Annotated in this window: 19 protein-coding genes; 11 read left to right on the top strand and 8 right to left on the bottom strand. The window is 38.3% G+C overall.

Features of this window, described 5'->3' with window-relative positions; genetic code table 11:
- Positions 1 to 13: 13 nt before the first annotated feature.
- From ACWPKD_RS01860 to ACWPKD_RS01840, 5 genes are all read right to left on the bottom strand, one after another.
- Positions 14 to 1093 carry a porin gene (locus tag ACWPKD_RS01860; protein WP_455410977.1) on the bottom strand — a complete coding sequence of 360 codons (1080 nt, stop codon included), beginning with the start codon at positions 1091 to 1093 and terminating at the stop codon, positions 14 to 16.
- A 9-nt stretch (positions 1094 to 1102) separates the two neighbouring features.
- Positions 1103 to 3043, bottom strand: a complete 1941-nt coding sequence (locus tag ACWPKD_RS01855) for a KUP/HAK/KT family potassium transporter (protein ID WP_455410976.1) — start codon at positions 3041 to 3043, stop codon at positions 1103 to 1105.
- 123 nt (positions 3044 to 3166) lie between these two features.
- A complete protein-coding gene (locus tag ACWPKD_RS01850; RefSeq protein ID WP_455410975.1) occupies positions 3167 to 3850 on the bottom strand; it encodes a response regulator in 684 nt (227 codons plus the stop codon).
- Entirely contained in the window at positions 3843 to 4955 is a 1113-nt protein-coding gene (locus ACWPKD_RS01845) for a sensor histidine kinase (RefSeq protein WP_455410974.1), read from the bottom strand. The genes ACWPKD_RS01850 and ACWPKD_RS01845 overlap by 8 nt, the downstream gene beginning before the upstream one ends.
- A 95-nt stretch (positions 4956 to 5050) precedes the next feature.
- Positions 5051 to 5491, bottom strand: a complete 441-nt coding sequence (locus ACWPKD_RS01840) for a nuclear transport factor 2 family protein (RefSeq protein ID WP_455410973.1) — start codon at positions 5489 to 5491, stop codon at positions 5051 to 5053.
- Positions 5492 to 5584: 93 nt separating this feature from the next.
- Here ACWPKD_RS01840 and panB point away from each other — a divergent pair, with 93 nt between their 5' ends.
- From panB to ACWPKD_RS01825, 3 genes are read left to right on the top strand one after another with little or no spacing between them, the layout of a single operon-like run.
- Positions 5585 to 6403, top strand: coding sequence for a 3-methyl-2-oxobutanoate hydroxymethyltransferase (panB, locus tag ACWPKD_RS01835; RefSeq protein WP_455410972.1), 819 nt, complete (start codon positions 5585 to 5587; stop codon positions 6401 to 6403).
- A complete protein-coding gene (locus ACWPKD_RS01830) occupies positions 6390 to 6884 on the top strand; it encodes a GNAT family N-acetyltransferase (protein ID WP_455410971.1) in 495 nt (164 codons plus the stop codon). Before panB ends, ACWPKD_RS01830 begins: the two co-directional genes overlap by 14 nt.
- Positions 6859 to 7572: an RluA family pseudouridine synthase gene (locus tag ACWPKD_RS01825; protein ID WP_455410970.1), complete on the top strand. Its 714-nt coding sequence runs from the start codon at positions 6859 to 6861 to the stop codon at positions 7570 to 7572. The genes ACWPKD_RS01830 and ACWPKD_RS01825 overlap by 26 nt, the downstream gene beginning before the upstream one ends.
- Here ACWPKD_RS01825 and ACWPKD_RS01820 read toward each other — a convergent pair.
- The 3 genes from ACWPKD_RS01820 to ACWPKD_RS01810 all read right to left on the bottom strand — a co-directional run bounded on the left by ACWPKD_RS01820 (position 7569) and on the right by ACWPKD_RS01810 (position 10064).
- The gene (locus ACWPKD_RS01820) at positions 7569 to 8207 is read right to left on the bottom strand and encodes a response regulator (protein ID WP_455410969.1); all 639 of its coding nucleotides are present in this window, start codon (positions 8205 to 8207) and stop codon (positions 7569 to 7571) included. The genes ACWPKD_RS01825 and ACWPKD_RS01820 overlap by 4 nt on opposite strands.
- A 10-nt stretch (positions 8208 to 8217) precedes the next feature.
- Positions 8218 to 8886, bottom strand: coding sequence for a sensor histidine kinase (locus ACWPKD_RS01815; protein WP_455410968.1), 669 nt, complete (start codon positions 8884 to 8886; stop codon positions 8218 to 8220).
- 737 nt (positions 8887 to 9623) lie between these two features.
- Complete coding sequence (locus tag ACWPKD_RS01810) at positions 9624 to 10064, bottom strand: hypothetical protein (protein WP_455410967.1); 441 nt, start codon at positions 10062 to 10064, stop codon at positions 9624 to 9626.
- 254 nt (positions 10065 to 10318) lie between these two features.
- Between ACWPKD_RS01810 and ACWPKD_RS01805 the strand changes: the two genes are divergently transcribed.
- The 8 genes from ACWPKD_RS01805 (at position 10319) to ACWPKD_RS01770 (ending at position 19112) form a co-directional block, all read left to right on the top strand.
- Positions 10319 to 10534 (top strand): hypothetical protein, encoded by a 216-nt coding sequence (locus ACWPKD_RS01805; protein WP_455410966.1) that lies wholly within the window; start codon positions 10319 to 10321, stop codon positions 10532 to 10534.
- A 19-nt stretch (positions 10535 to 10553) separates the two neighbouring features.
- Positions 10554 to 11417, top strand: a complete 864-nt coding sequence (locus tag ACWPKD_RS01800) for a caspase family protein (RefSeq protein ID WP_455410965.1) — start codon at positions 10554 to 10556, stop codon at positions 11415 to 11417.
- A 48-nt stretch (positions 11418 to 11465) separates the two neighbouring features.
- Positions 11466 to 12479 (top strand): trypsin-like serine peptidase, encoded by a 1014-nt coding sequence (locus tag ACWPKD_RS01795; protein ID WP_455410964.1) that lies wholly within the window; start codon positions 11466 to 11468, stop codon positions 12477 to 12479.
- 74 nt (positions 12480 to 12553) lie between these two features.
- Positions 12554 to 14104 (top strand): hypothetical protein, encoded by a 1551-nt coding sequence (locus ACWPKD_RS01790; protein WP_455410963.1) that lies wholly within the window; start codon positions 12554 to 12556, stop codon positions 14102 to 14104.
- 75 nt (positions 14105 to 14179) lie between these two features.
- Complete coding sequence (locus ACWPKD_RS01785) at positions 14180 to 15964, top strand: carboxypeptidase-like regulatory domain-containing protein (RefSeq protein WP_455410962.1); 1785 nt, start codon at positions 14180 to 14182, stop codon at positions 15962 to 15964.
- 43 nt (positions 15965 to 16007) lie between these two features.
- The gene (locus ACWPKD_RS01780; RefSeq protein ID WP_455410961.1) at positions 16008 to 16829 is read left to right on the top strand and encodes an N-acetylmuramidase domain-containing protein; all 822 of its coding nucleotides are present in this window, start codon (positions 16008 to 16010) and stop codon (positions 16827 to 16829) included.
- Positions 16830 to 16927: 98 nt separating this feature from the next.
- A complete protein-coding gene (locus tag ACWPKD_RS01775) occupies positions 16928 to 18292 on the top strand; it encodes a DUF5723 family protein (protein ID WP_455410960.1) in 1365 nt (454 codons plus the stop codon).
- Positions 18293 to 18323: 31 nt separating this feature from the next.
- Positions 18324 to 19112, top strand: coding sequence for a hypothetical protein (locus tag ACWPKD_RS01770; RefSeq protein WP_455410959.1), 789 nt, complete (start codon positions 18324 to 18326; stop codon positions 19110 to 19112).
- Positions 19113 to 19124: the final 12 nt, after the last annotated feature.

Below are 19124 nucleotides of genomic sequence, written 5' to 3'. Positions count from 1 at the left end.
GCCTTTTTTTATTTTAGAATTCAAATGATAATGAAGTGGTCACAAAGAAATTGTCTTTTGAGTAACCGGACTCCGTTTGAAAAACTTCGTCTTGGGCATGCAGCCAACGGGCTTCCGTTCTGAATTTCACTTTCGAATTCGGAACAAAATCAAGGTTTAATGAATTGCCAAGTGTTTTGAAACTTCCGTAGTCTGAAGAAATCATTACGTTTTCCTTATCCTGATAGTATTCGGCACGATATGCCAATTGCCATTTTTCAGCCAAAGAATATTGCGCTATTACAATCGGGCTGTACCAATTTGAATAATCTTCTCCGGAAATTCGTTTTTGTAAACCGTAATCGAAACCTAAAATGGTTCGCAATTTATCCGTCCACTGATAATCCCAATATAAATTACTGAAATATCGCGTTCGTAACAACTCGCCGATTGGTTCATCTCCAACAAACGTACTCCAGTTTAAAGTACTCTTTAAAGAAGATTTATACGTAATCTGTGTTCCGAACGCCGGCAAAGCTTTACGGTTTGGTTTGTTGATTCGCTGCCATCCGTTAGATAAAACCCCGGCAAAAAACCATTTTTCACTCGGTTTGTAATTCAAACGGACACCGGTTAAATAATATGGTGAGTTTTCAGCTAGAATCGAACGCGTCAAGGTAAGGTTGCTGGCAGAAGTTGCGGTTTCAAAACCAATATGTGAAGTAAAAATACCGGCATCAAGACTTAACTTCTGGCTTTTATCCAAATAAGCTCCCAAATAGGCCTCGTTAAGTAGTTTCACATCTTCATTAGTGTAATTATCCGATACATACGTTCCGGCATGCACCGCGATTTTGGCATAAAAATTCTCGTAAGAAACGGCCGCTCGCAATAAAGCCATATTTACGGCAAACTCGTTATGCCTTGAGTGATTGTAAAAAAAACTTTGTCTTGACGGGCTTTCCGGCTCATTGAAATCGTAAGTGTAGTAACTTTCTATGTAACCCGAAAAATCAATTTTAACTGTGGGTGAAACCGCTGTTGAATCAGCTGCTTTTTCCTGAGACCATGCACTGAATGATCCTAATAAAATAAGTAACGTTAATTTTTTCATGGCGCAAAACTAATTTGATTTTCGTTCTAAAGCAACATTTCCGACAGGATGATAAACCATTGGAACATTTTCAATAGCTACATCGCTCTTATCCAGACCAAAAGCTTTTTCATCGGAAATAGAAAGTCTTTTTAAGATAAAATACGATTTGAGCAGCCAATCATGTTTAATGGAAAACTCGTTTTCAACAGAAAGGAATTTCTCGATGATTACAAATTTGAAATCCGGGCTTGGATTGTATTTTGTAGACCCATCAGGACGAATATGAAGATTAAGTTCTTTTCTCTCAACCAGTTCCTGCACGATTTTCTTGAAATACAATTCCACTCTTGGCTGAATACGGAAACCGATATTAAGAATCAGCTTGATTACTTTATCATCTAAAATTTCGACTACTTCATAATTAAGCGTATAGGGTTCATTCGTTCTGTTGATGTGTAAAAACCAATACACATCAGCCCTTTTCGGTTTTTTGGCAAAAATAGATTTAATGATTTTTTCTTCTATTTCATAGGTTCTGTCTGCTTTTGACAGGTAAATCAAGTGTGTGGAATATTTCGGAATATTGTCGTCTTCGCTCAATTCATTCAGCATCGGGGTTTGCTCCACCAGATTGACAAATTTCAGGTATTTGTTGTTGAGTTTACGCGAATAATACCAAACATACATCACCATGAAAATGAACAATTCAAAAAACAGGAACATCCATCGTTCTTTGATTTTCACCACATTGGCCACAAAAAACGAAACCTCAATCACAGAGAAAACAAACAGCATCAGTGCTACCCAACCTATTTTTACTTTTCGGATGAAAATCAGATAATAAGCTAGTAAGAAGGTAGTCATCAGCATGGCAATGGTAATGGAAAAACCGTAAGCCGCTTCCATATGTGCCGAATTTTTGAAGTATAGGATCATCATGACACAACCAATCCACAATATCGTGTTGATGGACGGAATGTAAATCTGACCTTTCAGTTCTGTTGGGTTTTTCAAAGCTACTCTCGGCCAGAAATTCAATGAAATAGCCTCGTTAATTAAGGTATAAGAACCACTGATCAAAGCTTGTGATGCGATAATGGCAGCTGCCGTAGCGATGATAATCCCAAAAAGCAGAAACCATTCCGGCATGATGGCAAAAAACGGATTTCGGGTTCCCAACGATGGATTCCCCTGTGACATTAACCAAGCCGCCTGTCCTAAATAATTCACTAACAATGAGACTTTTACAAAACCCCAGGTGATGCGGATGTTTTTTCTACCACAGTGGCCTAAATCGGAGTATAACGCTTCAGCACCAGTCGTACATAAAAAGACCGCGCCCAACAACCAGAATCCATGCGGATATTCGACTAAAAGACGGTACGCATAAACCGGATTTAACGCTTTAAAAATTTCAGGATGGTGAATAATTTGTGAAACACCCAGCACGAAAAGCATGGAAAACCAGACAACCATTACTGGTCCGAACAAGCTTCCGACTTTCTGTGTTCCGAAGCGCTGAAAGAAAAACAAACCCGAAAGAATACCTATGACAATCGGAATCGTCGGAATGCCCGGAACAATCACATCCAATCCTTCCACGGCAGAGGCGACTGAAATCGGCGGAGTTATAATTCCATCCGCTAAAAGCGTTGTGGCTCCTAAAATTGTCGGTATCACCAGTTTTCCTTTACCAAATCGTTTTACTAAAGCGTAGAGTGAAAACACACCGCCTTCCCCATTGTTATCCGCAGAAAGCGTCAGGAAAATATACTTGAAAGTAGTTTGAAAAGTCAGCGTCCAGAAAACACAGGAAATTCCGCCGTAAACTAATAATTCAGATATTGGTCTGTCGCCGATTATCGACTTCATCACATATAAAGGGCTCGTCCCAATGTCACCATAAATGATACCGAGTGCGACAAGCAGTGAAGCGGCTGTAACTTTATTTACAGTTTGAGTGTTCATTTTGATTTAAATATTTGATTAGTAATTATTTATGTTGATTGTGTTCTGAAAAAACAAGGCAATAAAAAGGCTGACTATGAAGCAATTGTTCATAATCCTAAAGTGATTGATTGTAAAATTTAATTAGCTGATGTTAAAGCGATAACCGATTCCTGATTCCGTTAAAATGTGTTTCGGGCGGTTCGGATCTTTCTCAATTTTCTTTCTGAGTTGTGCAATGAAAACTCTTAAATACTGAGTTTGATCAATGTAGCTTGGCCCCCAAACCTCCTTTAAAATATGCTGATGCGTCAGTACTCTTCCTTCGTTTTTAATCAAAAGGGAAAGCAATGTATACTCCGTCGCTGTTAGTTTTAAAATTTCATCATCAACTTTCACAATTCTGGCTGCAAAATCAATTTGGATATTGTCTATGCTCACCAACGGTTCGTTTGAAGTTGCCGATAAGTTTCGTAATGCTGCCCTTATTCTTGCCAATAATTCCTGGGTTCGAAAAGGTTTGGTCAGATAATCGTTGGCTCCGTTATCCAGTGCTTTCACGATTTCCGTTTCGGCACTTTTAACCGATAAAATTATGATCGGGTTTTGAAACCATTCCCTTAGTTTAACCAATACGTTCTGCCCGTCATCATCAGGTAATCCCAAATCCAGAATCACAAGATCCGGCGGATGATTGGCCGCTAACATCAAACCTTCTTTCGCATTTGGAGCAAATACCGTTTTGTATCCGTTGGAATCAAGGGTGATTTCCAATAATTTACGGATTTGACTTTCGTCATCTATTACTAAAATGGTGGCACTATTCATGGCTGATCGAATTAGTTTGCATTACAACCGCAGGGAATGAAACGGTAAAAACAGCTCCGGTTCCTTCTTCTTTATTGGCTACGGAAACCATTCCTTTTTGAGCTTCGACAAAACCTTTTACAATCGAAAGCCCTAAACCGGTTCCTCCTGTTTTGGAATCTTTCAAACGATAGAATTTATCAAAAGCCTTATGGATTTCTTCTTCCGGAAAACCGTCCCCGTCATCGGTAATGGTAAGAACACAGGTCATTACTTTTTCATCATCGCCATCAATATTTACATCCGGATTGTACTCCACGCCTATCGTAATCAAAGCGCCTTGTGGTGTGTATTGTGAAGCATTAAATATCAGATTATAAATGATTTGCTCTGTCAGTCCATAATCCAGTTTGAACAATGGCAGATAATCCGGGGTTTGGACTTTTATTCTGTGGTGGGTTAATTCTTCTTTAAGATGATCCAGTACATTGTAAACCAACTCTTCTACATCGCACCAATCCATTTTCGGCTGGATATAGCCTGTTTCCAATCGCGACATATTAAGCAGGTTTTCCACTTGATGGTTCAATCGCAGGGAAGCTTTCTCCATCTCATTTAAAAGTTTCGCACTGTTTTCTTCAGAGATTTTCGGCTGTCCCTGAAGTGTTCCCACAGCTCCCATAATAGTTGAAATAGGCGTACGTAACTCATGTGATAATGAATCCAATAAGGTATTGTAAAGTTTCATGGTTTGCAGCTTGGCTTCTTTGGCATGGGCCAGTTGATTCGCTTTTCGGATTTTGAAGGTCAGCACCGCGTTTATTAGAGCAATGATAAAGAAAAGAAGCAGTAACAAACCGTCTTTGGCTGTTTCAACGTGTAAGGTGTAATAAGGTTTGATAAACAGAAAATCCATTATCAACGCACTTAAAACCGCTGCTAATAGTACTGCGTAGATATCCAGAAAAATAGCCAAAATTGAAACCAATACCAACAACAGATATCCAATTACAGTATAGTCCAGATACGCTCGGGTAAACAAGAATAATCCTGAAATCAGTAAAACCGAAAAAAAACTAAAAAAATACTGGTTTTTTGTCCGTGTATTTTCAATAAATGCTTTCACCTTTTCTTGAAGTTTAATTACAAGACAAAGTTAAGCCATAAGTTGTAAGTATTTTATAAGATGAAATACCGGAAGTATAAAGATTTTATAAAGATTTATTTAGCCGATTTCCTTCTGGTGTCAATCAAATGAATAATCTTCCAGACATCATTATCTTTATAAAAAGTAAAAGCATTTACACCGGAGTGGCTCAACTTCCCGTTTACATAAAACTCATAAGGCGTCCAGGCATGCGCCATTTTACCGTCGATCTGTACAGCATAACTCAGAATTTTTTCTTCGAAAGTCATATTTGCCGGAAAAGTCGCTATGGATTTATAAAATTCCGAAGCTTTTTCATCGACTAATTTGCTGCCCTTCTGTCCTTCCATAATCGATTGTAAAATCATCTTTTCATGACAAACCGATTTGATTTTCAAAGTGTCTTTAGCGTGAAATCCTTCAAAAAAAGTCTTCACCGTGTTCTCCACTTCCGCCTTTTGGGCTTGTGAACTGATTGCAAAACAAAGGGTTAAAAGTAAGATGAGCTTTTTCATAATATAGGGTTTATTCAATAAGTACTATTTATCGGAATATTGTTACGCTATTCTGGAAATTGTAGTAATTTTACGTTTTAAATAATACACATCATGTCTGTAGCTAAAAAAGATTACAAAAGAATTACCACAAGATCCTTAATTGAAATGAAAGCAAACGGAGAAAAAATCTCCATGCTGACGGCTTACGATTATACGATGGCCAAAATTGTTGACAGTGCCGGTGTGGATGTAATTCTGGTTGGTGATTCTGCCAGTAACGTAATGGCGGGACATGAAACTACTTTACCCATTACTTTAGATCAGATGATTTATCATGCTTCTTCAGTGGTTCGTGCTGCGGAAAGAGCGTTGGTTGTTGTTGATTTACCTTTTGGTTCTTATCAGTCCGATCCTCGTGAAGCCTTACGTTCTTCCATCCGAATAATGAAAGAAAGTGGCGGACATGCCGTAAAACTGGAAGGCGGTAAAGAAATTAAAGAAAGTATCAAGAAGATTTTACACGCCGGAATTCCGGTGATGGGACACTTGGGTTTAACGCCTCAGTCCATTTATAAATTCGGAACTTATACGGTTCGTGCCAAAGAAGAAGCCGAAGCTGAAAAACTGTTGGAAGACGCTAAAATGCTTGAAAAAGTTGGGTGTTTCGCTTTGGTTTTAGAAAAAATCCCTGCTTCGTTAGCGCAAAAAGTGGCGGAAAGCATTTCCATTCCGGTTATCGGGATTGGAGCCGGAAGCGGTGTTGACGGCCAGGTTCTGGTATTGCATGACATGATTGGTATGACACATGAATTCAGCCCGCGTTTCCTGCGTCGTTATATGAATCTTTACGAAGATATGTCTAAAGCCATCGGACAATATGTATCCGATGTAAAATCCGTGGATTTCCCTAATACCAATGAACAATATTAGAATCGACACTGACAGACTTTATTCAAAAGCGCTCGTACAGGATGATGCTGATTTTATATACAACCTCCTGAATACGGAAGGCTGGAAAAGATTTATTGGTGACCGGAGCATCCATTCCATTGAAGACGCTCATCTGTATATCGATAAAATTAATGCAGCCGAAAACATCGAATATTTTGTTATTGCTGAAAGCAATGCTAAAATGGGCCTTTTTACCATTATCAAACGGGATTTTTTAGATCATCCGGATATCGGTTTTGCCTTTCTCCCTGAATTTGAAGGAAAAGGTTACGCCTACGAAGCCGCAAAAGCTTTTATGGATATTTTGACTAAAAAGCATTCGAAATTATCCGCAATAACCAATTTGGACAACTACAGTTCGATTAAACTTCTTGAAAAACTTGGGTTCAAATTCAAAGAAGTAATTACCGAGAATGATGAAAATTTAAACCTTTTTGAAATTGAAATCGGAGCAAAATAAAATCGTTTCCACCAAAGATAATCTTCAGGTATTACACGAAGACAATCACATTATCATTGTCAACAAACGTGTTGGTGATATTGTGCAGGGTGATAAAACCGGTGATAAACCGCTGTCGGATGTGGTGAAAGAATACATCAAAGACAAATACAACAAACCGGGAGAAGTTTTTTTAGGCGTTGTACATCGGCTTGACCGTCCCACTACAGGAATTGTAGTATTTGCAAGAACTTCCAAAGCATTAACGCGTTTAAACGATTTGTTCAAAAACCGCGAAACCCAGAAAACCTATTGGGCTGTGGTTAAAAATCAGCCACCAAAAACGGAAGACAATCTGATTCATTTCTTAAAACGAAATCCAAAAAACAATACTTCAAAAGCTCATAATAAAGAAGTTCCGGAAAGTAAAAAAGCCAGTCTGGATTACAAAATCATCAAGAAACTGGACAATTATTATGCGCTGGAAATTCTCCTGCATACCGGAAGGCATCATCAGATCCGTTCGCAGTTATCAGCCATCGGATGTCCAATCAAAGGTGATTTGAAATATGGCTTCGACCGAAGTAATCAGGACGGAGGTATTCATCTGCACGCCAGAAAATTGGTTTTAACACATCCTGTTACCAAAGAAACCCTGGAAATTATCGCCCCGGTTCCTAACGATGTCATCTGGAAATCTGTGGATTAAACACAGACTATCTTATTTTTCATCGCATAAAGCACCAAACCGATTCTCGTTTTGATTTCAAGTTTCTGGAAAAGTGTTTCTCTGTATCCGTCGACTGTTTTAGGACTTAAACACATTTCGTCTGCGATTTCCTTATAGGTCTTTTCCGTGCAGGCCAGTTTGATGAATTCGACTTCACGTTCTTTCAGGCTTATTTTATTACTGTTGTTCTCCAGTTTATTGATTAGGCATTCGGAAACCATTTCGGTATAATAAAACCCTTTGCTGTATACCTCCAAAAGCGCTTCCCTGAAAATAGTGGGATGGGTGTCTTTCAGCAAATAGCCTTTCGCACCTTTGGTGATCATCTTCATGATCGTGTCTTCATCATCATTAACCGATAAGGCCAATACTTTCTGATTGGGATGATTTTCTTTAATCCATTTCATCGTTTCCATACCATCCATGACGGGCATGTTTACATCTAAAAGGATGATGTCCGGAAGAGTACTGATTTCCGACTGAGCACTCACGTATTCCTTACCATTAGAGAAATTCCCGACCACTTCAAATTCCTTGAAGCTTCCCAACAGATACGATAACGATTGGGAAAACAGCAAATGATCGTCTATTATGATAACTTTAATTTTTTCCATGTTTTGGTAATTAAGAGGCCGGTTTAATCGGGTAATCAATAATGAGTTTTGATCCTTTCCCTGGTTCAGATGAAATCGATAAAATTGCTCCTATTAATTCAGCTCTTTTTTTCATATTAATAATTCCGGAACCTGCCGAACAGGTAGTACAGTCGAATCCTTTACCTAAATCGATGATTTTAATCTCACAATTTGTTTGGTTAAAAAGGATTTCCATAAGTATGGACTCACTTTGCGAATGCTTCAGGATGTTCGAAATGGCTTCCTGCAAAATGCGGTAAATAATCGTTTCGTGTTCTTTGTCAATCTTTTGGACTTCTCCTTTTATATCAAGATTACAATGCATTTTTTTCAATTTTGAAATCCGGTTCAAATCTTCCGAAACCGATTCAATAAAATTGGAGCGGATGGTGATATCACCGTTGATCAGCTTGGTTAGTATCCTTATCTCGCTTAATGATTTGTTGATCAGTTCTTTAATATCTTTCAGACTTTCTTTTGAACAATCTTCCTCACTGGAAATCAAAATGTTCATTTGCATCAGGGCCACCGAAAGAATCTGTCCGATATTATCATGAAGGTCACGGCTAACATTGGTTAAGGTTTGCTCTTTAATTTCAACTTTGGATTTGGTAAGTTCCGACTGGAAGAGTAGCTCGGATTCAATTTTTTCAATCAAAAATTTAGATTTCTTTTTCTGAAAAAAAAAGAACAGGACAATAAGGGTCATCAGTAAAGTGAACAGCACTATACTTAATGATACGACTAATAATTGTATTTCCTCTCGCTCCATATAAATCCAATTACAAAACAACTATTCATCAGTAAATTTAAGAAAAATAATACAAAGTCGTAAATCGATGGGTTATAATCAATTAAAAACCAGTTTAATGATAACATAAACGGTAAAAAGGTAATGTAAAAAATAAGTATCCCGAGAACGAACCAGAAATAGAGTGTTTTATAGTAATTGAGTATTAAATCCGAACTGAAAATCTCTATCAGGTAAAAACAACTTAACAGGATAATAATGATATCACCTACAGCAAAACTGTTTGTAAAAATCTGTCCGAGTTCGTTTTGCCAGAAAATGCAGTTAAGCAGGTAAATAATAAGGAAAATGGCTAAAGAAATCATTGCGAAATTCCGATAGGATTTTTTCTTAAGCAATGCTCTCAGCAATAAGATATAAATCGGAAATATGACTAATATGTAAAAATTAAAAACATAATAATTCAATAAGCCTGTCCACTGTGTAAAATACTTCCCAACGATTTCCGTAATAACCGAAAACCAGATGGAAAACAACAATAGCTTTGCTTTGGTATCAGGCAATTTGCGCCAATAGAGTAAGCCACAAATACCTGACATCAAAGCTAAATAGACAATATAGAATCTTATGTTTTCCAACATTTCTTATCCTCCGTATTGCACTTTTGGCGGATTCCCCATTGACCCGAAATTAAGTGGTTCAATTTCTGTAATGTCACATGAACCCTCCTCCCTGTTTATCAATTGCAAATCCATCATATTAAGTTCGGCAGAAACGCCTGTCGGGGCTAAAAATATTGTAGTATGCCCAGCTTTGTTCCCTAAATCTGTTTCCGGATAAAGACCAAGATAAAAACGGATTCCGTCTACAACATATCCTTTGTTCAACCCTTCCGATTTAATATAGGCAATGTAATTTTCAAGTTCTTCCAAAGAATACCAAACAGCGTTAGCATCATCATTCCCCATAGCAGTCTTGAGCAGGCTTCCTTTTTGTACACAATAATTGCTGCTCAATTCAATCCCTCTTTCAACACTTATTAATTGTGTCGGTACAACCATTGATTTTTCTTCTGTTTTTTTCATGACTTTTTATCTAAATATTATCAACAAAGCTAAAAATTAAAAAAAATTCCTACAAGGGGAAAAACCCCCTTTTTTGTTAGTGAAAAATCCCTTTTGAAAATGCGGTAATCTCCTCTACCACAGAAATTTAAATCATATGAATTTTACATCGTTGAACTTTTATGATTTGCGCTTCAGTTTTTCATTACTTAAAAACAGCCGAAAATAGAAAGTAAAATCATACAAATAAGTAGTAACCAATAAAAAGTAAAGCTATGAACAATCGTATTTTTTTAAGAGTATTAATGGTGATCATCATGATTATCGGAGGCATCATGATTATTATCGGAAGAAAGCCTCATCCGGAACCAATCTGCATTGTTTGCGGTGATAATCTGCAAAGCATATTGGGAATTGTTGAAGTTGTATTAGGAGCAATCGCACTTAATCTTCAGAACAAACTATTCAAAGAGCAAAACATTAATCAGTAATCATTAAAAACTAAACAAAATGGCAAAAAAAGCAATTGTAGTGGGCATCAATGATTATGCTCCTATCGGACAGGGAGGCCCAGACTTAAACGGATGCATCAACGACGCACGTGATATGGCCAATACTTTGGTGTTGTGTGGTTTCAGCCCAATGGACATCAAGATTTTAACCAATCAGAATGCGACAAGAGCCAATATTCTAACCTATTTGGGAAAACTGGTTACCAATGCCAAAAGAGGAGATTCATTAGTATTCTACTATTCCGGCCATGGAACCAGAGTCGCAAATATCGGAACAGATCTTGAAATTGACGGCCTGGATGAAGCGATCTGTCCTCATGACTATGCCACTGCCGGTGTGATCCGTGATGACGATTTCAAAAAAATCCTCGACAAACTGGCAGAAGGTGTCAACCTGGAAGCAATTTTCGACTGCTGTCATTCAGGAACAGGCACCAGAAAACTGAACCTTGAAGGTTTTGACGGTGATTTTGCAAACGAAACCGCACGTTTCATTCCGCCGATGTTAGACGATGAATTCTACATCACACATGCGAATGAAATCCAGCCGAAAAAAAAGAAAAAAAGCAATACAGCTTCTTCAGACCCTATAACCAAAGCCTTAGTTCCGGTAGCCGGCATGAACCATACTTTATGGGCAGGCTGTAAAGACAATCAGGTTTCAATGGAAGGGAACATCAACGGTCAGACCCGCGGGTATTTCACCTATCATTTCTGTAAGGTATTAAGAGCTACCAATGGTAACGTAACTAGAAAAACGCTGGACAAACAGGTTGCCAATGCTTTATCAGCAATGGGTGCGGCTCAAATCAACCAAACCGAAAGCAGTACCACTGAGTTATCGCAGAAAATATTCGCATAACATCCTTTACAACCATTTAATCAAGTAACAATTTTAAAATCAATAACAATGTCTACTACAAAAATTGAAAAACCAATGACAATGGAAGAAGTTAAGCAACTTAAATCCATTAAAGCTACTACAGCAGAAAAATCGTTAGGAAACGAAAACGGATTCTCCAAAGGACCCGAAATGGAAATCATTGACGGTTACTCATTCCCGAAAGGAACAAAATCTGTTGGAATTAAACACGGGGAAAAAGTTACTAAAGACAAACATGCGGAAACCGATCATTTCTATCCTTCGCATTCCGATTTTGAGTACGAGCCGAAACCGGAGCCAAAAAAAGGCAGAAAACCAAAATTCATCGACCGTGACAGTTTCATGTCTAACGGAGGTTCAAGAACCATTTTCGGACCGGACCAAAGAACAGTTTACTATTCAACAGCTTATCCATGGCGTTGTGTAGGAAGAGTTGAAACTGCCTTAGGAAACGGTAGTGGTGTGATGGTAGGTCCAAGACACCTTCTTACCTGCGCGCATGTAATTGACTGGCAAGCCAACAACAATACCGGCTGGGTGAAATTCACACCAATGTATTACAATGGAGGAACACCACCTTACGGAAGTGCCTTCGGTATCAAAACCTACTACAAATACAAAGTATCCGGGCCAACTATCGACAGTACGGAAGGTCAATACGATTATGTGGTAGTGGTTTTAGACAAACCACTTGGTAACAGCACCGGATGGTTAGGTTCAAAAGCGTATACCGATTCATGGGACGGAAGTGCCGTTTGGACACATGCCGGTTATCCAGGAGATTTAACAGGCGGACAACGACCAACATATCAAAACGGGATTGCCTTGGATGGAAGCTTTTTCCAGAGTGATGCTCACGAAAGTATCGGCCATACGGCAGACATCTGGCCTGGTCAAAGTGGAGGCCCTTTCTGGGGTTATTGGGACGGACAACCGTATGTTGTAGCCACCCAAAGTTCACAGACAGCTACCGAAAATTATGCCAGCGGCGGTTCCGATTTGGTTGATTTGATCACCAGAGCCAGAACAGAATTTCCATAAGTAAACACAAACAATAAAAAGGGTGGATTCCGAAAAACCCTAAAAGAGTAGGAATTATTTAAAACTTATATATTATGCCAACACCGTTCACACCGATGCCTGATGAAAATGAGTTTATGAATGTCATTTTAGGCGACGTATTTAAAAAACTGACAAATGGAGGAGATCCAAAAATGCTGGGGCCAAACAATTTCATTGCATGGGAACCCGTAGCGTCAGTAATTGATCCAACTGCTTTCGATTATGCCTTTAAAGGTTTTACCGGAAATGCTCCTAAGATTGAAGGTATGTCTGATGAAGAATATACAGAACTTCGAAATGAGAAAAAGTATGCGGCGTATGCACATGCAGAAGAATTCGCAAGATTAGCAGATCAGATTCCAAGTAATATACCGGAAACAGATTCAAGCGGTTCAAGAAAATTCACGATTTTCAGTTCAAGCAATGATCATACAGCATCAAATGTTTACAGCGACATTATGGATTTCAGTGTAGTAAAAAATTCTAAAATAGATCCTAAAGTTGAAAAGAAACTGGATTCATTAAGAAAGCAACTTTTTGTCACGAAAAAACTGAAAAACCCTGATTTTGATGACTCTATGGTTGAGCATCCTGATGACAATCCAAAGTTCATCTTCAACACCTTCCCTTCTCCGAAATATGTAAAATATCTTGAATATGAAGCCTTGTTTTATGAAGCAGACGACAAACTTGCCGAATTAAAAAGAAGAGTGGATCAGCAGGATCCGGATGCTATGGCCGAAATGACCATTTCCGGTAAAAACTACATCAAAAAACGTGATGATGCTCAAAAGAGATGGGAAACCATGGGGTACAAAGGCGCAGTGGAAAAAATCATGAACTATGTTGATGAAATTGAAAGCAGCAATTTTATTACCGTTAAGAAAAGATACGAATCGGAGTTTTTAGCAGCGAAGCGTACAGGTTTAGGCGGAATGAATACTTATTACTATTCAGCTCCACTACCAGCTTCAATACTTAAAAACAAAGCCGACTGGACAAGATTTACTTTCAGCAAGTCCAACTACGAATCTTCTTTCAAAGACACCAAACACAGTTGGTCTGCTGCGGCATCTTACTTAGGCGTTTTCGGAGCTTCCGGAAGCGGAACACACCAAAGAGTGGATTCCACTTATAATTTCAATGATTTTGAAATGAGCTTCGACTTGACCAAATGTTATGTAACAAGACCTTGGTTAGGTACAACTTTCATTAAATCAAGATTTTGGAAATATTCCAAAACCGGAAATGATATTGTGAACAACCAAATGGTGAGTGATGGTAAAGGAAAAGGATTAATGCCTGCGGTTTCCACGGAATTTTATTTCATCACCAACTTAAAAATCGGATTCAAGCACGGATCAGATTCTTATAAAAAAGTTGAGGATCACGTAAAAGCCGGTGCCGGGGTACATTTCGGATTATTCTCTATTGGAGGTACGTATGGTTATGATAATACCAAAATCGATACGGCTGGAGAGAAAACCCACCAGGGAGTTGAATCCAAAGGAATATTACTTATCGGAAGAAAATGTAATATGATTGATTTGTCTCCTAACCCACTTCCTTCTATCAAAGCGGACGAATGGGTAGAAGTTAACTAATTAATCCCTTTAATCACTTTTAAAACCAAATACCAGCTTTTTGGTATTTGGTTTTTTAACTTAAAACATACAGCCATGAAATACTATACAGCTCTTTTTCAGAAAATTAAAGATTACTATAAATCCCAAAGTTCAAATCCAAACGAAGTGGCTTTAATCTGCCCGTCTTTAAGGGTTTATGAAAATTCCGAACTGAAATTACTGCTTCCGCAAATCCTGCTTGATGAAAGTGTCAAAGGGGAAGCCTTGCTGAAAAAACAGGATCTTTCCTTTCAGTTGAATTCGATTCCGTCTTCGGATAAATTCTGGGATATCAATCCTGCCAATACCCTTTTCAATGCTTACGACCAGATTATCAGCGTCGATCAAAAAGAGAGTATTTCTCTTGACACCATCGAAAATGAAGAAGCTAAAAAAGTACTGTTCGATGCAAAAGGGAAAGCTACGAAAGAGAAAAAAGCGTATGACAAATACCTGGGCTTGTTCGATACCTTACTTACGGAATGGGAAGAACACGTGGCCAAGTTTCCTGATTTACAAACGGAAGAAGAAAAAGAAGCCTGGAAAGAAAAACTAAACAATATACTGTTGCGAAAAGAAAAAATCGCAGTAGACCACAAACTTTTGGGCTATAAGAAACTGATCGAAAATGCAATGAAGAAAATCAATGAGAATGATGGTTTCGACATTTTCCTGGCCAACCTGAACAACTCCAGAAACATCATGGAAGTCTCCAAAAAAACAGGCATACAGTCTTTGGAGTCCTATTATGATATCAATTTTGTCCCTTATGATTTCATGTCCAATGACAGCGGCTGGATCAAACTATCCCTGACTAAAGCTGAATTGGACCAATTATATGAAACCGCTAAAAGCCAAAAACATGAATTCCCGGAAGAAATCCTTTCCATTGATTATGATGAAAAAAACATCATCGGTATTGAACTGGAATTCAACATAATTACCATGTTGCGCAATTGGTTCTCACTGTCTTCGATAACTTCGGAATATTTCAAATGGAACGAAGCCTCGCCTATTTCAGACGGGGAAACCATCAGCAATGATTTTCCGCTACCGGCTTTTACCAAAAAGTTTATTGTGCTGCGAAACCTGAAAATAAACATCGATCCAACTATTGAAGCCAATGCTGTGAACAATATCAACCAATTGATTCATTTTGGCCCGATCATCATGAAAAACCAATTGTTTGTAAATTCCAGCAACAACATCCGCTTCATTAAAGCCATCCGTGATAAAGAAACGCTTACTTCAAGTAATTTAAAATATTACAGCAGCAAAGTAAGCACCGAAACCCCGCCAATAAAACCGCCTGTTGCACAACCCGCCGAATCGGTTTCCCATACGACGGCACCAATTCGCCCAATGATACTGAGAAGAGGCGCCATCAGCACGATGAGGGAAGCAACCAGCGAACCTGTTAAACCTCCTGTAACACCTGTTAAACCTCCTGTAACGATGCACTTCAACCCGATACTGTTTCAGCCTGTGATTATCAATCCAAACCTGAATCTTTGTAAGACAGTATTTAATGTTTTGGATTCTGTTTCGAAACAGCCGGTTTACAAATCGGAGATTTCAATCATCGGCACCAATAATAACATTTTCAGGGAAATTGAATCCGATAAGGACGGCACTATCGAATTTCAGTTACCGATTGGAAATTATAAGGTGAAAATCAAAAAAGACGGTTATAAGATTTTTGAAGAAGAACTGAAAATAGAAAACAACATTCCGGTCGCGAAAAACTATTCCCTGGCTCCGGAATCTGTTACCTATGACAGCTTTTTCCTCATAGGGATGATTTGTGAAAAGCTTCCCGCAATCCCAAGAAAACAGTAAAATCCCAGCTGCATTTTTTTTAACTCATTAAAAACCAGACATCATGAAAACATTGAAATATAATGCAAAAGGCCCGGAAGTCATTGTCTTATGCGACATGCTTTCAAAAATCGGCTATTCGGTAAAAGTCACCGAATCCTTCACGGCTGAAGTTGATGCGGCCGTTAAAGATTTCCAGATGGAGAACAATCTGGTTATCGACGGAATCGTTGGTATCAAAACCTGGTCAAAACTGATCGAAAAAAGCAATTCCCTGACAGATCACAACGACAAACTGCTTTCTGAAAATGACTTGATAGAGTTTGCTTCCGTTTATGATGTGGAATTAGCCGCTGTAAAAGCCGTAAACGAAGTGGAAAGCAGCGGAAAAGGTTTTTTAATCGACGGACGCCCAAGGATTTTGTTCGAAGGTCATGTTTTCTGGCGGGAACTGGAAAAAAGAAACATCGATCCTAATCAGTATTTAAACCCTGGAACTCAGGATATTTTGTATCCGTCATGGACAAAAAAATACTATTTGGGCGGCAGCAGCGAATACGGCAGGCTTCAAAAAGCGATTGGTCTTAAAGCGGATAAAAATGTTCAGGATGCAGCAAATGCTTCGGCTTCATGGGGCGCTTTTCAGATAATGGGATTCAACGCTTTGGCATTGGGTTACAGCAACATCGATGAGTTTGTAACTAAAATGCAGCGTAACGAACGGGAACATTTAATGGCTTTCGGTCTTTTTCTGAAAAAAAACGATATTCTCAAATTTTTAAAAAACAAAAATTGGGCGGAATTTGCGCTTCGTTACAACGGAAAAGGGTATAAAGCCAACAAATATGATGTAAAACTAGAAAAAGCCTATCAGAAATATTCCTGAAAGAAGTAAATACTGTATCGAAAAATATTACAAACTAATCTTATTAAAAATTCATACTTTTTATCTATATTTATCATTCTAACTATGATAAATACCCTATGAAGAATAGCTTAGTTGTTTGTTTTTCGTTATTCACACTTGGCGGATTTGCCCAGGAACACTTTTCAGGAATCAATATTTCAAAACGCGGAGGCCTGCTAAACGCATCGATAAACCCTGCGGAATTGGCCAACATGGAACAAATGTTCGACGTAAATGTTTTCAACATGAGCATGAACTTATCCAACAATAAAGTGGGTTTTAGCGAATTAGTAAAAGGTACGGATCTTGAAGAGAAAATCTTTAGCGGCTCTGAACCAACTTCTGCCCGGCTTGATGCTCTGATTCAGGGACCGGGAGTGGCCATGAAATATAAAAAATGGGTATTTGCATTATCTTCTGCAGGAAATATCAAGGCCAATGCTATCGACGTTGACGTGAATTTCGGCAATGCGGTAACAAATTCGTTTTTAGGGACCGCCCAAATCAATTCCGGTTACAACCAAAGAATGAATGCTGCGTCGTGGGGCGAAATCAACCTTTCTGCGGCAAGGGACATTATACAAATCGGTGATCATAAATTAAGTGCCGGGGGAACTTTTAAATTGCTTTTCCCCGGTTCTTATATGAATATGGGGGTTGACAAACTGCAAGGGCAAGTATATTATGACCCAATAAATCAAGATGTGTATCTTTCTGAAGCAACTGCTAATGCAAATTTTTCCTATTCCGGTTCATTGGCGAACAGTTTTGAGGACAGTTCCAACTACACTAAATTTTTTGCAGGTGGCTTAAACGGTTATGGTGTTGACATCGGCTTTAACTATCAATGGAAAGACAAAATCCAGGAATCTACAGACGGCGGAGACAGAACCATTGACGATTATAAACTGAATGCCGGTTTATCTTTCCGAAACATAGGCAGTATGACATTTAAAGATGATAATAACAATTCATCCAATTACAGTCTTAATATTCCAGTAGGAAATCCATTAAACCTAACCGATTTTGAAGATATGGATAATATCGTTGAGATTGAGCAATATCTGATTGGTGAAGGTTACCTAACCAAAACTTCTTCCAACGGTGATTTTAAAGTGAAATTACCAGCCGTTATCAATGCCTATATTGACTATAAAGTATACAACAAATGGTCGGTTTCGGCTTATATGCAACAAAAAATTTCGGATGACTCCAAAAACGATTTCACAACCATTCAGAACGTATTTACCTTAACACCGCGCTTTGGCGGAAAAAATTATGAAGTATACCTGCCATTGTCCAGCAATGAGGTTTCCGGGTTTACAACGGGCTTCGGTTTTCGTTTAGGCGGGTTTTTCTTAGGCTCAGGATCCATTATAACAGCTGCTTTGAGTGATTCCAAACAGGCAGATATTTACACCGGGTTCCGTTTCGGGATCTAATATTATCTCTAATTTTAAACTAAATATTTATATGTCAGACTTTAAACAAAGAATCGAAAATTTAAAAAAGAACGGTTATCCACTGGATTTTGGTGATGTTTTTTCACAAAGTATAGAAAACTATAAAAAAATTGCAGTGACAGCAGGACTTGCCATGATACTGCTTACCATTGTTTTCATGGTTGTCGGATTAGGGTCACTTGGTGTTTTTGTAGGCTTTACTGATTTCGCTTCCAAAATGGCTGATTTCCAAATTTCAAATTTTTCTTCTACTACGCTAGTGTTTTACATTTTGGGAACGGCTTTGTTTTCGGCACTTACCTATCCTTTCACCGCCGGGTTGATAAAAATGGCACATGAAGCGGAACTGAACAGGGAAATAAACTTTTCCATGGTTTTTGATCATTATAAATCTGATAGTTTTAAGGATTTGTTTTTTGCAGCACTGCTTATTTCCCTAACTACGACCACCATTGCTACGTTATGTGAATATACCGGCTTCAAATTCATTGGTTTTATCGTTACATACGGCATTGCACTTTTTGCGGTATTCACTATTCCTCTGATCATTTTTGGGAAGTTAAACTATATGGATGCCATTAAAAGCAGTTTTGCATTGGTAATGAGACAGCCTTTTGTAATTTTAGGCTCCTTAATTGTTTCCGCAATTATAGCAATGGTAGGGCTTATTGGGCTTTGTATTGGTATTTTCTTTACACTCCCATTTGTGTACTCTACATTCTATATTTTATACAAAAACGCTGTAGGGGTTGAAGTTAAGCATGAAATTGACGAAATAGGAAATTCATCGGATATCTAGCAATTAAAAATA

The sequence above is a fragment of the Flavobacterium pedocola genome (genome assembly GCF_053764385.1).
This window is presented reverse-complemented; position numbering and strand designations above follow the sequence as displayed.

What these genes read in the sequence shown, in the direction of transcription:
- ACWPKD_RS01795 (WP_455410964.1), top strand. Translation starts at nt 11,466, where the DNA reads ATGTCTACTACAAAAATTGAAAAACCAATGACAATGGAAGAAGTTAAG.
- ACWPKD_RS01780 (WP_455410961.1), top strand. Translation starts at nt 16,008, where the DNA reads ATGAAAACATTGAAATATAATGCAAAAGGCCCGGAAGTCATTGTCTTA.
- ACWPKD_RS01800 (WP_455410965.1), top strand. Translation starts at nt 10,554, where the DNA reads ATGGCAAAAAAAGCAATTGTAGTGGGCATCAATGATTATGCTCCTATC.
- ACWPKD_RS01860 (WP_455410977.1), bottom strand. Translation starts at nt 1,093, where the DNA reads ATGAAAAAATTAACGTTACTTATTTTATTAGGATCATTCAGTGCATGG.
- ACWPKD_RS01855 (WP_455410976.1), bottom strand. Translation starts at nt 3,043, where the DNA reads ATGAACACTCAAACTGTAAATAAAGTTACAGCCGCTTCACTGCTTGTC.
- ACWPKD_RS01775 (WP_455410960.1), top strand. Translation starts at nt 16,928, where the DNA reads ATGAAGAATAGCTTAGTTGTTTGTTTTTCGTTATTCACACTTGGCGGA.
- ACWPKD_RS01805 (WP_455410966.1), top strand. Translation starts at nt 10,319, where the DNA reads ATGAACAATCGTATTTTTTTAAGAGTATTAATGGTGATCATCATGATT.
- ACWPKD_RS01785 (WP_455410962.1), top strand. Translation starts at nt 14,180, where the DNA reads ATGAAATACTATACAGCTCTTTTTCAGAAAATTAAAGATTACTATAAA.
- ACWPKD_RS01850 (WP_455410975.1), bottom strand. Translation starts at nt 3,850, where the DNA reads ATGAATAGTGCCACCATTTTAGTAATAGATGACGAAAGTCAAATCCGT.
- ACWPKD_RS01840 (WP_455410973.1), bottom strand. Translation starts at nt 5,491, where the DNA reads ATGAAAAAGCTCATCTTACTTTTAACCCTTTGTTTTGCAATCAGTTCA.
- ACWPKD_RS01810 (WP_455410967.1), bottom strand. Translation starts at nt 10,064, where the DNA reads ATGAAAAAAACAGAAGAAAAATCAATGGTTGTACCGACACAATTAATA.
- ACWPKD_RS01790 (WP_455410963.1), top strand. Translation starts at nt 12,554, where the DNA reads ATGCCAACACCGTTCACACCGATGCCTGATGAAAATGAGTTTATGAAT.
- ACWPKD_RS01770 (WP_455410959.1), top strand. Translation starts at nt 18,324, where the DNA reads ATGTCAGACTTTAAACAAAGAATCGAAAATTTAAAAAAGAACGGTTAT.
- ACWPKD_RS01830 (WP_455410971.1), top strand. Translation starts at nt 6,390, where the DNA reads ATGAACAATATTAGAATCGACACTGACAGACTTTATTCAAAAGCGCTC.
- ACWPKD_RS01820 (WP_455410969.1), bottom strand. Translation starts at nt 8,207, where the DNA reads ATGGAAAAAATTAAAGTTATCATAATAGACGATCATTTGCTGTTTTCC.
- panB (WP_455410972.1), top strand. Translation starts at nt 5,585, where the DNA reads ATGTCTGTAGCTAAAAAAGATTACAAAAGAATTACCACAAGATCCTTA.